This is a genomic window from Bacillus sp. FSL H8-0534, from assembly GCF_038005885.1.
In the GTDB taxonomy this organism is placed as follows: Bacteria; Bacillota; Bacilli; order Bacillales; family Bacillaceae_G; genus Bacillus_A; species Bacillus_A pseudomycoides.
Genome location: NZ_JBBOUC010000003.1, coordinates 129,326 through 141,686, shown reverse-complemented (window position 1 = coordinate 141,686; position 12,361 = coordinate 129,326). Strand labels below are relative to the sequence as shown.

Annotated in this window: 13 protein-coding genes and 1 pseudogene; 8 read left to right on the top strand and 6 right to left on the bottom strand. The window is 33.1% G+C overall.

Annotated features, from left to right (window positions below; translation table 11 throughout):
* Positions 1–317: 317 nt before the first annotated feature.
* From MHH71_RS29070 to MHH71_RS29050, 5 genes and pseudogenes are all read right to left on the bottom strand, one after another.
* Positions 318–1,217 carry an Rpn family recombination-promoting nuclease/putative transposase gene (locus tag MHH71_RS29070; protein WP_006096901.1) on the bottom strand — a complete coding sequence of 300 codons (900 nt, stop codon included), beginning with the start codon at positions 1,215–1,217 and terminating at the stop codon, positions 318–320.
* Positions 1,218–1,674: 457 nt separating this feature from the next.
* Positions 1,675–1,926, bottom strand: coding sequence for an AbrB/MazE/SpoVT family DNA-binding domain-containing protein (locus MHH71_RS29065; RefSeq protein WP_006096902.1), 252 nt, complete (start codon positions 1,924–1,926; stop codon positions 1,675–1,677).
* A 251-nt stretch (positions 1,927–2,177) separates the two neighbouring features.
* On the bottom strand, positions 2,178–2,642 hold the full coding sequence (locus MHH71_RS29060) for a DinB family protein (RefSeq protein WP_006096903.1): 465 nt from the start codon (positions 2,640–2,642) through the stop codon (positions 2,178–2,180).
* Positions 2,643–2,738: 96 nt separating this feature from the next.
* A pseudogene (locus tag MHH71_RS29055) lies at positions 2,739–3,188 on the bottom strand (IS6 family transposase); the annotation flags it as partial.
* Positions 3,189–3,310: 122 nt separating this feature from the next.
* Positions 3,311–3,862, bottom strand: a complete 552-nt coding sequence (locus tag MHH71_RS29050) for a GNAT family N-acetyltransferase (RefSeq protein WP_006096905.1) — start codon at positions 3,860–3,862, stop codon at positions 3,311–3,313.
* 317 nt (positions 3,863–4,179) lie between these two features.
* Between MHH71_RS29050 and MHH71_RS29045 the strand changes: the two genes are divergently transcribed.
* The 5 genes from MHH71_RS29045 to MHH71_RS29025 all read left to right on the top strand — a co-directional run bounded on the left by MHH71_RS29045 (position 4,180) and on the right by MHH71_RS29025 (position 8,843).
* Positions 4,180–4,551, top strand: coding sequence for a hypothetical protein (locus MHH71_RS29045; RefSeq protein ID WP_006096906.1), 372 nt, complete (start codon positions 4,180–4,182; stop codon positions 4,549–4,551).
* 459 nt (positions 4,552–5,010) lie between these two features.
* Positions 5,011–5,256, top strand: a complete 246-nt coding sequence (locus MHH71_RS29040) for a YczI family protein (protein ID WP_033799316.1) — start codon at positions 5,011–5,013, stop codon at positions 5,254–5,256.
* Positions 5,257–5,950: 694 nt separating this feature from the next.
* Positions 5,951–6,172 carry a hypothetical protein gene (locus MHH71_RS29035; protein WP_018767794.1) on the top strand — a complete coding sequence of 74 codons (222 nt, stop codon included), beginning with the start codon at positions 5,951–5,953 and terminating at the stop codon, positions 6,170–6,172.
* Positions 6,173–6,690: 518 nt separating this feature from the next.
* On the top strand, positions 6,691–7,272 hold the full coding sequence (locus tag MHH71_RS29030) for a TetR/AcrR family transcriptional regulator (protein WP_006097598.1): 582 nt from the start codon (positions 6,691–6,693) through the stop codon (positions 7,270–7,272).
* 20 nt (positions 7,273–7,292) lie between these two features.
* Positions 7,293–8,843, top strand: coding sequence for a DHA2 family efflux MFS transporter permease subunit (locus MHH71_RS29025; protein ID WP_033799831.1), 1,551 nt, complete (start codon positions 7,293–7,295; stop codon positions 8,841–8,843).
* A 38-nt stretch (positions 8,844–8,881) separates the two neighbouring features.
* On the opposite strand, the gene MHH71_RS29020 is transcribed toward MHH71_RS29025, so the two are convergent.
* Complete coding sequence (locus MHH71_RS29020) at positions 8,882–9,589, bottom strand: IS6 family transposase (RefSeq protein ID WP_040118712.1); 708 nt, start codon at positions 9,587–9,589, stop codon at positions 8,882–8,884.
* Positions 9,590–9,754: 165 nt separating this feature from the next.
* Here MHH71_RS29020 and MHH71_RS29015 point away from each other — a divergent pair, with 165 nt between their 5' ends.
* The 3 genes from MHH71_RS29015 (at position 9,755) to MHH71_RS29005 (ending at position 12,042) form a co-directional block, all read left to right on the top strand.
* A complete protein-coding gene (locus MHH71_RS29015; protein WP_006097542.1) occupies positions 9,755–10,258 on the top strand; it encodes a GNAT family N-acetyltransferase in 504 nt (167 codons plus the stop codon).
* A gap of 113 nt (positions 10,259–10,371) precedes the next feature.
* The gene (locus MHH71_RS29010) at positions 10,372–10,722 is read left to right on the top strand and encodes a YunG family protein (RefSeq protein WP_033799517.1); all 351 of its coding nucleotides are present in this window, start codon (positions 10,372–10,374) and stop codon (positions 10,720–10,722) included.
* 525 nt (positions 10,723–11,247) lie between these two features.
* On the top strand, positions 11,248–12,042 hold the full coding sequence (locus MHH71_RS29005) for an N-acetylmuramoyl-L-alanine amidase family protein (protein WP_006097540.1): 795 nt from the start codon (positions 11,248–11,250) through the stop codon (positions 12,040–12,042).
* The last annotated feature ends 319 nt before the right edge of the window (positions 12,043–12,361 follow it).

The following is a 12,361-nucleotide window of genomic DNA, read 5'->3' as shown; positions in this document are numbered from 1 at the left end:
TATCAATTGTAAACTCTCTAAAAAGTACGCTATATTTATGTATTGAAGAGCAATCTGTAAGGATTAGTTGCTACATATAGTGAGTTTACGCAGAGAAAAGATACAGTCACGAATTATCGTGGCTGTATCTCTTTTTTGAGGAGTGTTCCCACAACACACTCTATACATATAGGCTTTTCTTTTGTATGGTAGAAGCTATTTTGATATGATATATACGTACAAACACTTGCAAAATTACAAACACAACAAAGACAGTCTGGCATAACTGTCTTTGTTGTGTTTTTTCGTAAAAAGAGACGGTCCAAAGTCCGCCTCTTTTATGTTTTCTCTATGATTTTCTTTACTTCTTCAATCGTGAGTTCACTGGCTTGTGCAATGGTTTCTATTGGGACTTGTAAACGATGCATACCGAGAATCATTTGACGTTTCCCTTGCTGAACGCCTTCTTGAATACCTTGTTCTCGCCCTTTATTTAATGCATGTGCGATGCCTGCCGCTTCATCCATTAGAATCTTTTCCCGTGCTTCATACGCTTGACGGAATGAAGCATCTTGACTCATATGTTCCCATTTATCGAGCGCCTTCTGTAACATTGGATCTTGGTTCACTGCAATCGCCTCCAAAATTTGTGTTAAGTGTTCATCTTCATTCGCAGGAAGTAATAGTAACCATCGTACAAAAGAATCTTCCCACGGATTGACCTTTTCTTCTCGCCATTGTTGCATGAGTTTTGGAATTTCTATAAGATGAATTTCAATTTCATCACTTAAAAGTTTCTGTTGTTGGATATTCCACAGTTTCCCCGTCGTATGAAACTCTTCATATTCTTTAAACATAACAAAATTCAATAAATTAATTGTAATGGTTTTATGAAGAGAACTATAGGGTTTTCCTTTTTTTAATTGAGACGCATACAACCGACTCCAGTAATACAAAGAGCGTTTTAGAATGTCATGATGATTATTCATCTGTATTTCTATATTAAGTTTCGTTCCTGTATCTAATGTGGCGGAAACATCGAGAATCGATAACTTATCTTCTTCATGTTCCCTATGCAGATGTGGATCTTCAAATTGAAGCGATTGAATCGGTGATTCTAACGAATCCCTTAACATTGCGTTCAGAAATGTAATGAGAATTTCTTCGCTTCCCGATGTACCAAATAATTGTTTAAATGCAAAATCAATGCGTAAATTCACTAATGATGGATTGGCCATGGATTTCCTCTCCCTGCCTACTACTTTCTTTTCATTGTACCGAAAAAAGGCGGAAACATGCAAACAGGCTCTTATGATTAACATAAGAGCCTCACTGCAGATACATACAATAGATTAAATAACGACCATAAACTGACTTAAAAAACACCTGACAAATTCACAAAAGAAATCATGATTAGTATACATTTTATTTGAAATACATACAAGGAATGGTGAAATACATCGTTTTTTCATCATTGATTTATGATATGATACACTTGCGGATTTTGTTTGGCAACAAGCTATGTAGGGATAATATACGTTTCTCAATCAGCACATTTTCTGAAAGTAGCATGTCTTACTACTCATAAGACAAGCTATATTTATAATGTTCAAATGATACAAGAGGTCTCCAATTCAGGAGACCTTTTTTACATATTTGATATCATATTCCGCTTATTTTTTTACTACTAACCTTCTATTTCACAAGATATTGCTGTAATTCCTTTATTAGAAGTTCCGCACCTTCTGGACTCAGAACAATCTTTCCATTTCCTAATGAAACATTCCTTTCTGAAATGTCGCCTGTTATCACACAAGCTTGTTGAGGTTTATATTTCTGCAAAATGATTTGATCACCTTCCACAAATATTTCCATTGGATCTTTTTCTTCAATGTCCAAAGTTCGTCTAAGTTCCATTGGAATGACAATACGCCCTAATCCATCCAAATTACGAGTAACTCCTGTTGCTTTCTTGAACTACCACCTTTGATTTGTCTTATTTTACCATGATTATCTTAACAAAAAATTCTCAATAAAGGCCTCACCATATCCAAAAAAGAAAATTGTACGTTATCAAGACCTAATATCAAAAAAACTTGTAAAAATAAGCTGTTTTGCATATTGGTCATGTACAATATGTCAAACAGCCTACTAGATAACACGCAATTCAACTAAAGCGTACGTTAATGGAAGGAATATCATTCAAACATTAAGATTTTAGGGTCTTTATCGTAACAGTGAACAAGCATAGCGTGTAATTGTCCCCGATGATGATAAACGTGTGCTAATATCTCTAACAGCCATTCATATCTTGTATAAGTCAAATCCCAATATGAAGTAGTTTGAGATAGGAGTTCTGCCTCGGATAAATTCATATATTTATTTTTTAATGATTCAAAATTGGTAAGGAAACCATCTTTTATTGAGTCTAAGGTTTTATATGCTACTCCTGAATAAAAATTTTCCATTTCTTCTTGCGTTGCTTCTTTTGAAATACGCCAATCAGCTTCACAAATCACTGCCATATGTTCTAATAGTTCCCCGATAGAATGCTTATTAGGTGTTGGTCTTTTTTGTAAATCGTCTTCCTCTAAATTGCCTATTATTTCAATTACTGTTTTTACAGCTACTTCAATTTGGTGTAATACACTTTCACAATTCATAAGTAACCTCCTTGTTAAACTCTACTGCCCTTTAGTTAGAAAAGGGAGGGAAACGGTGTTCCCTTAGATTTTTGTATAAACCTCCGCATAAACAATTTTTAACTGTTCAATTGCTATAGGATAAGCCGGATTCTTATCGGCTGTTATGACACGAGGTTTAGAAACATGCAAAGACCGCAAAGCTTTCTTAAAGAGGTGCTTTGCAGCCTGTTTGTCTCTTGTTTTACTGAGGTAAAAATCAATCGTGTTTCCTTCGGAATCCACGGCACGATACAGGTACATCCATTGCCCTTTTACTTTGATATATGTTTCATCGACTCTCCAGTCATTGGTTTGTTTGAGGTGACGTCGGATTCGTTTGTCCAATTCAGGACCATACTGATGAACCCAACGCATAATCGTTGTATGGGAAATGGATAAACCCCGTTCTTCCATCATTTCCACCAAATCACGAAAACTGAGGTTGTACCGTAGGTACCATCTTACCGTTAACAAAATAATATTAGGTTGGTAATGTTTCCACTTAAATAAATTTTGCAGTTCCATACTGATCACGTCCTTTTTTAGAATATTAGTATCAGTATGTCCAAGTTTAGGAGATTACTTGCAAGCGGCTTCGTTTTTTTGCACCAGAACCTTAAAATGTGCGTGCTACCCCATTTACAACATTAAGCTTGTTCCCACTCTTTTCTTAAAATCCCCATTTTAATTGCATCAAAATATTTACTATCTACCATTCTTGCTTGTCTTATCCTTGCTTCTTCTTTCATCCCCATTTTTTCTGCAACTTTCATCATTCTTATATTTCCTGACCAAGTTGACATTCCTAATCGATGCAACTCAGTAGATCTAAATAGAAAATCAATCCAAAGTTTATAAGCCTCCGCACCATATCCACCGTTCCAGTAATTTTTATCATAAATAACAATACCGGTTTCTAACCAATTAGTATTTTTATCTACCCAATAACAACCTACTGTCCCAATTAATTTATCTTTAACAAAAATAATTAATGTATTAGGTACATTCGGAAAAATCCAATAATCATTCTCCCAACTTTCCATAAAATCTTCTTTTGTTATTTTACGTTCAGGTATATATGGACCATTCCATTTCTTTGCTTCTTGTTCTTTTTCTTCATATTTCCAATAATATAATTCATCAAAATCTCGATAAGTTGCTTCTTTCAATACAATTTTTTGTCCAACAATTTTAATCATAATAACTAAGTTTCCTCCTAAATATCTATTTCATCCATATATTAATATTATCACAAAATTCAAAACTCCTTCCTTAACTAGGAAGCTCTATTAATATAAAAAGAAATCAAATAGCTTTAAAAGTAAACTTTTAGATATTTGTTTACATTTGATAAAGAGAGAATCAAATTCCTCCCTAACATCATCTCATCCCTTTATTAGTCCCAATCAGTTCGCTAAGAAATATGGCAAGCAATTGTTCTAGCCTGTATCCTTTCGATGGAATGGAAATGATATAATCTATCTGAGATAGTAACTCACATCAGGAGGTATATATTGTGCTAAATGAGGATTTAAAGATTATTTTGAATAAGATTGAAGCGTTGGACAATCTTGAAATTGAGCTGGAAGTTGATGACACTGAAATTGAAACTATATCTATTCACCTATTTTCAAGAGAGGAATTTGAAGAAGGACAATTAGGATACAGTGTAGATGAAGAAGATAATTCTTTAACTGGGGATAGTGAAGGTGATTGGAAAGAAACTTGGTATGTAATTGGATACGATGAAAATTTAGGAGACCCGATTTTTGTAGATATTGAAGATAAAAATTACCCTGTAATGACCGCAATGCACGGCGAGGGTGATTGGGAACCAGAAGTAATGTTTTCATCACTAAATGAGTTTTTAAAGTATGTATCAAATTAAAGGGACGAAATATCCGTCCCTTTTTGTTATTTAAACTGCTAATTTAGATGCTAAAAAGTTGTTGTTTGGGCTGAATAGACATCTGATTTTTTATCTTCCCTCCCAAAAGGGAACCCGTTAATAAACACAGGACTCTTTTTTGTTTTTATCAAATGTAAACTTTTAAATATTTGTTTACATTCAAATCCTCTAAAACATTGACTTTATACTAATTCCCCTGACATTCTCAAAATTAACCGAAAAAGTATACATTCAAAACATTATACATAAAGAGATTGAAAGACCTATAGACAATATAAATATCTCATTGAAATTAAAATACTTATACGTAAGACATAATAAATTTTATTTACTTGATTAATACTCTTCCTTTTCTTTTATGTGTTAATAAATGGTAAAAAATGATAGTATCCTATAAAATATTTTCTATACTTATGACTTAACTAAGGAGGTTGTTCTTTGCTGACATTATTAAGAATTGTATTCGGATTAATTAGTTCCTTTTTAGCTATATATAGTTTAATAACTGATACATTTGAATTCATGTCTCTTATGACCTTATTTATGGGGTTAATGTTTTTAATGTTCGGTCTTTCTGATTTAAAAGAAAATCGAAAAGCTTCAGCATATACATTTTTTTTAGCATCAGGATTTATTATATTTGTTGCAATCTATACTTTCATTTTTTTACATGCATATACATAGAAAAAAATGAAAGTTAACATAACTCCACTTCTCGGTAGCAAACATGTTAATGCCGTAATTACATAAAGAAAAAGAATCCCTTATGATTTCTGGGATTCTTTTTCTTGTTTAAAGTTTGCTCACACAAATGATCTGCACATCAATTCGGTTTTGATATACAGATCATTTGTATGATAATTTTTATAAATAAGTGCAGAGAATTCTATTACATGAATGCTTTTAGAAGTGTTGCTACTAATGGAATTACTCCACCTAAGAATGATAAAACTGCCATTGCGATTGCCATATTATTTCCTCCTCTTTAAATTTCTGAATATTAAGAATTATATAAATTAATTATATTGCAGATTTAAGAATATAACAATATCTTTTTTTATTCTCTCTAAGATTTCGAAATATGCCCTTAACAACATTTTTCACGCCACATTTATTCATGATAATTAAGTTCACTTTTTTCGTTTTTGGGTATTCGCTTTTCTTAGCTTGATGGTGATGTATGGTGACCCCTGTAGGGAAAATATAAGAAAAATGACTAAAATTGAGGAAGAAGAAATGGCGTGCAGAACGTGAATTTGAACGTGCGCAAGAAAGAATTGCAAAGAAAAAAGAAATGGTATATTAATATATACATATCGAAAGTGATAATGTGATAAAAACTTCATATATCTTTTAGTATACTAGGGGGATTGTTTTAGTGTTTTGGAAAATACTTTTTCTTTGTATTAGTGTAGTGTTGAATGGCTTGACTTTTTTTGTTGCTCTATTTGTTGGGATAATGGCAACAGATGCTCCTGGGAGTGGACTAACTGAATTTTGTCTTGGATTCTTTATGATTCAGGGAATCCCTCTTATTTTACTCATTATTAGTGTGTATTGCTTGGTAAGGAAGCCGAAAAGTGATCAGAAAGCCAATTGAATGTATTGTAAAAATGACGATAGAAATTGTTGCAGTCAGAACACCAGGTGAGTACTATAGCTGGTGTTCTTTTATATTCATTTAAACGAATTGTAAAAGCACAAAGAGACACCTAAAATTGTGTCTTTTCTTTACATAAAATCCCCACACAATGTGCAGGGATCAAGTGTAAACTAATACTTTTTGAAGGAGCAACTTTATAATAGTACATCCATCCACCATCAGCAAAACAGTAAAATCTTATTTTCCCTATGACAAAATGAATTTATTAAAATTCAAAAAAGAGGTTCTTGAACATTAATAAGTTAAAAATTATATGAGCGTACAGAATTCTCATAATTAACTGTAATAAGATGGAATTCTTGTTTTGGGGGCGTTATAAAATTCTTAAGTTGATGGGCATGTATGGTGAGGCCAGATAAGAGATGTAATAAAGATGAAAGTAATTAGTTACTTTCATTTTATTTATGTTAACATGTTAGTAATCACTTACTTACATATCGGATGGAGGAATTAAAATGGGAAAGCCAACAGCAAAAGAAAAAGTTATGGAAGCAGCAACTATATTATTTGGTGAAAAGGGGTATACGGCAACGACAATTCGTGAAGTTGCAGAAAAAGCTGGGGTAAGCGAGCTTACAATTTTCCGTAATTTTAAAAATAAGGAAAATTTATTTCGAGAGAGTATTATTTTGCGGACAACACCAGTTGCTTTGTTGAAGGAACTAGAAGAGAAGTTTACCGGTAATTTGAATCAAGATCTTACAAAAATTGCAGAAACATATATTCAGGTAAACTTACCAAAGTTAAATTATATTTGGGCAGCACTACTGGAATCTAGACAAAACAGTGAAATGAAACGATTACTTCATGAATTAAATGCACATTTAGTAGATCATCTAGAAACGTATTTACAGCAACTTGGAGAAAAAGGACACATTATTCCATGTAATTATCGCTTAATAGCGAACATGTTTTATGGACAATTGTTCTTATATATTATGAATGTCAGCATAACGGAAGAAGATATTCAATTAGAAGAGTATATTGAGGCATGTGTAAATCTATTTATGAATGGGATTTCATTTAAGGAAAACTAAAGGGGGGGGAAATGGAAAACATGCGAAACATATTTGTGTTAATTGCATTAGTTTCAGGATTCTTTATGGCAATTCTAGACTCAAATATTGTAAATATTGCATTGCCAGGGATGGCAAAGACATTTCATACTTCAATAGATGCGATTTCTTGGATTGCAAATGGATATAATGTTGCTTTTGTGACCTGTTTATTAATGGCAGCTCGTCTTGCAGACCAATTTGGCCGCAAGAAGCTGTACCTTATTGGCTTACTAGGATTTTCTATTAGCTCATTTATGTGCGGAGTAGCGTCATCTTTTCAAATGCTAGTGATTTTTCGCGTATTACAAGGAATCTCTGCGGCTATCATTGTACCTGTTGCGATGCCGCTTGGACTTGAACTTGTACCGAAAGAAAAACAAGGCATGATAGGTGGAGTTATGGGAGCTTTTGGCGGGTTAGCTGCAGCGATTGGTCCGTCACTTGGAGGAGTTTTAATAGATAAATTAAGTTGGAACTGGGTATTTTTCATCAATGTTCCAGTCGGTATCTTTTCTTTAATCTTCATCTTTCTTTTTATTAAAGAATCTTATGATCATACCGCAAGTTCTAAAATAGATTGGGCAGGTATGGTTACTTCATCATGTGCACTATTTTTACTTGTTTATGCTTTGATACAAGTAAATAAAGCGACTTTAAGTCCGTTAAGCATAAGTCTTCTCTTTGTTATTTCTATTATAAGTTTTATGTTATTTATCTATATTGAAAAGAAAAGTAAAAATCCGATGTTGCCCCTTTATTTATTTTCATATGATAAATTTTCACTTTCAAACCTCGCGTTATTTTTTGTAGGTATGGGGTTAATGAATTTTTTATTTATCTTTGCATTTTATTTGGTCCAAGTAGAAGGAATGAGTGAACTGAAGTCGGGAATGATTATTAGTACACTAGCGATTGTATCGATAATAATTACGGCAATTATGACACCAATCGCTGCAAAACGCGGAAGCAGTGTGATTAGTAGTGTAGGTGTTATTGCATTTATCGTTGTCTCATATTTATTCGGTCATATGGAATCAAGCTTTTCGGCTTGGGATTATATTTGGAGGCTTGTGATTGTAGGGTTTGGCGCGGGATGTACACTTGCTCCACTTACAACAACTGCAGTATTAAGTGTGCCAATTGAAAAATCAGGTATTGCATCAAGCATATCTAATATTTCGAGAACATTGGGCAGCATTGTGGGAGTAGCTGTATTAGTCGTTTTATTAAATCAACAATTATTGAATGAAAAAGAAAAAGTAAATCAACAAGCAATAACAATGATTCAAAAAAGTAATCAAACAAATTTAGAAAAAAAACAAATATTGCAAGCGATACAATCAGTTGATAAGCAGGAACGAGTAATAGTAGAGTCAAAAGAGGGAAATGAATTATATGAACAAATGAGGTGGAAATATAAACATGCAGTTATACGTAGTTTCAATCAAACATTTTTAATAGGGGCATTTATTTTTCTTTTGGCACTTATTTGTAATGTAGTAGAAATATACATGAATAGAAAGAGGGGTTCTGGTGCAAAAACCATTTGATAGAGATATAGAACCTACATGGCCTATTCAATGACAGATTATGATGCAATTCCAAATAACTTATGTATGAACCCAACTTCATTTTGAGCAGACTTCACCTGTAGGTTAAGTTGTCCTTTTTTCATCATATGCATGGCTTCAACGCCGCTCAATATAGAAGTGGCTGTTTCATACGATTTGAATCCTAACATAGAACGTACACGTTTCTTAATGAAACGGTGATCCTGTTCCACTATATTATTGAGATATTTAACTTGCCTTATTTGTATGCCTTCAGGCATATGTTTCTCTTCTTTTAACTCTTGAATCGCTACGGGATAGGCCGGGTTCTTGTCTACTGTTATAACACGAGGTTTACAAATATGAGAAGCAGCCAAGGCTTTCTTGAAAAAGCGCTTGGCTGCTTGTTTATCTCTTGATTTACTTAGATAAAAATCAATGGTATTCCCTTCTGAATCAACGGCACGATATACATACATCCATTGCCCTTTCACTTTAATATAAGTTTCATCGACTCTCCATGAATCATTTGTTGTTTTAAGATGATGTCGTACTTTCTCTTCTAATTGAGGTCCATATTGATGAACCCATCGCATAATCGTTGTGTGAGCCATGGATAAGCCTCGTTCCTCCATCATTTCCACCAGGTTACGGAAGCTCAAATTGTACCGTAGGTACCATCTTACTGTTAATAAGATTAGTTCCGGCTGATAATGCTTCCATTTGAACAAATTTTCCTTTTCTATATCGATCACACACCTTTTTCTAGAGTAATACTATCAGTATGTCCAAGGTTAGGAGATTACTTGCATGTATCTTGAATTTCTTGCACCGGAACCCGATATACAACCAAAATTACACAACATATCACTTCTTTCGAATGGTACAATTAGGAAAAAGGGGGAGAAGTAATGCAAAATCTAGAAATAAAAGAGATTAAACTACTTGATAAAGATATTGAAGAGCTTTCTGAACTTTTGAAAACTGTAGTAGATGATGGAGCGTCAATAGGTTTTTTACCTCCACTGGAACAAGAAGAATCGACAAAGTATTGGCAAACTGTTTTAGCACCAGAGGTGATATTGTTTATTGCCAAAATAAACAATAAAGTGGCAGGCAGTGTTCAATTGCATTTAATTACAAAGCCGAATGGAATCCACAGAGCTGAAATTTGCAAGTTAATGACTCATCCTAGCTTTAGACGTAACGGTATTGGACGTTCACTTATGCAAAAAGCAGAAGAAAGAGCAAAACAAGAAAGTAGGTCTCTTTTAGTATTAGATACTAGAGAAGGAGATCCTTCCAATAGATTGTACAAGTCATTAGACTATCAAGAATCCGGCAAAATACCGGGGTATGCAATTTCTCCGAATGGTGAATTTGATGCAACGGTTATTTATTATAAATTTATTTAGTTTTTTATTTGAAAAGAGAGATAGTTTTTAAACAACATTATTGGTATTTATTTCTGTGATGAATATTTGCAAGTAAGTTCCGTAAATAAATATTTAATATAGGAGATGGGAAAATGTTATTTTTCGAAGGGGAAAACATAAAAAATATTTTACTTCAATCTTGGTCGATAGAATCAAGTTCTAAGTGGACTTTAAACAATCCTGCAATGGGACAATGTGGTGTAACAGCACTAGTGATAAATGATTTGTATGGAGGAGAAATATTAAAGACAGAACTTGAAGAAGGATGGCATTTTTATAATGAAATCAATGAAAAACGTTATGATTTTACAGAAAGTCAATTTCCTAGTTCTATCGAATATATGGATGTTCCTTCTAATAGAGAAGAAGCTTTTGCAGATACAAATGACAAACAATATAATTATTTAAAGCAAAGAGTAAACGAAAAAATAACAAATGAATAGTAATTACCTTCCTTCGAATATTTTTATTCGTAGTTTTTTTTAATGTTATTCTTCGTATTCCAATTCTTTTTTTAGTTTAGCTGTTTTTTCTTTCAAAACTTTGAGTTAAATATTTAACTTCCGCTTTCGAGAATTATGTAAAGGAGCTGTCCATATGGGCAGCTTATTGTATTTTTTGCTTAGCGTGTTTTTTTCTAAAATGCTGGCGGTACCCCATCGCCATCAACCTAAGAAAACAGGTCACCCCCCATAACGAAAATTTTACCTTTTTACAGTTATTTATGAGAATTCGACTCATCTTTTTCGTTTTTGGGACAATTAATCCCTTAAGTTGATAGATATGTAATGATACCTACACTGTAACTGAAAAGTAACAATAATTACATTAATGGATATTTTGTTTCGTTAAATTAAAAAATATTACATTTTTGTTACAAAAACTATTGATTATATTTAAATATTATAATATAATTCTGTTTGTGGAAATAAAAACTAAAATTACACATTATTTGGGGGATATAGAAAATGAAGAAAGCTATTTTACCAATTTTGATGTCTACAATGTTTATCGTTCCTGCAGTATCACATGCAGAAAAACAAGATAATATGAAGCAGGACGCTCCAAAAGCAGAACAGACAATGCAACAAAGTGGTTGGGTAAAAGACGGAGAAACATGGTATTTCTATGATCAAAAGGGTATGAAGAAAACAGGATGGCTACAAGATGGAGGAAAATGGTACTACTTTGATGCAAGCGGAAAAATGAAAATGGGCTATATTGAAGATGAAAATGGAGCTTACTTATTAGGAACAGACGGTGCACTGTATACAAATACGGGATGGGTTCAATATGAGGGAGATTGGTATTACATTCTCGAAGGCGGAAATCTACACATGGGCTATCTTAAATATAATGATAAAACATATTATTTAGATGGATTTAGTAAAGGGAAAATGCGAACAGGTTGGATAGGAGAATTCCTACAAGGTAATTATTTCCTTCCTGATGGCTCAATGGTAACGGGTTGGAATTTAATTAATAATCAGTGGCATTATTTCAAAGATAACGGAGGTGCTTATAATGGCTGGTTAAGTTATCAAGGAAGCTGGTATTACTTTGTTGGTGCTAAGATGCAAACAAGTTGGGTACAAGATAAGGATAATTGGTACTATATGAATGCAGATGGCACAATGAAAACAGGTTGGGTACAAGATAATGGAAATTGGTACTATTTACAATCTAATGGTGCAATGGCAGTAGGAAAACATTTCATTGATGGTAAATGGTATTCATTCAAAGATAATGGCGTTATGATGTAACAAAGGGTTTTTTATTGAATAAATGACATCAGATATCTATTTTAAGATATTTCTATAATGAAAAAAGACACCTGTGAGGGTGTTTTTTTTCATCCCTCTGATTAATCTAGGAAGAATAACTTTTATAACAATAATGGGTAGTAAGTACTCTTAAGTTGATGGCGATGTGGTGCTACCCCACGTCCATCAACTTAAGAAAAATAAACGCCCCAAAACGAAAAAAATAAGCGGACTTCTGAAAATAACTATCTGTAGAGAAAGAAAATTTTTATTTAGGGGGTATATTAAAACCTTAGCTTGATAGCGATGTGGGGCGGGA

What these genes read in the sequence shown, in the direction of transcription:
- MHH71_RS29005 (WP_006097540.1), top strand. Translation starts at nt 11,248, where the DNA reads ATGAAGAAAGCTATTTTACCAATTTTGATGTCTACAATGTTTATCGTT.
- MHH71_RS29050 (WP_006096905.1), bottom strand. Translation starts at nt 3,862, where the DNA reads ATGATTAAAATTGTTGGACAAAAAATTGTATTGAAAGAAGCAACTTAT.
- MHH71_RS29025 (WP_033799831.1), top strand. Translation starts at nt 7,293, where the DNA reads ATGCGAAACATATTTGTGTTAATTGCATTAGTTTCAGGATTCTTTATG.
- MHH71_RS29015 (WP_006097542.1), top strand. Translation starts at nt 9,755, where the DNA reads ATGCAAAATCTAGAAATAAAAGAGATTAAACTACTTGATAAAGATATT.
- MHH71_RS29030 (WP_006097598.1), top strand. Translation starts at nt 6,691, where the DNA reads ATGGGAAAGCCAACAGCAAAAGAAAAAGTTATGGAAGCAGCAACTATA.
- MHH71_RS29010 (WP_033799517.1), top strand. Translation starts at nt 10,372, where the DNA reads ATGTTATTTTTCGAAGGGGAAAACATAAAAAATATTTTACTTCAATCT.
- MHH71_RS29060 (WP_006096903.1), bottom strand. Translation starts at nt 2,642, where the DNA reads ATGAATTGTGAAAGTGTATTACACCAAATTGAAGTAGCTGTAAAAACA.
- MHH71_RS29070 (WP_006096901.1), bottom strand. Translation starts at nt 1,217, where the DNA reads ATGGCCAATCCATCATTAGTGAATTTACGCATTGATTTTGCATTTAAA.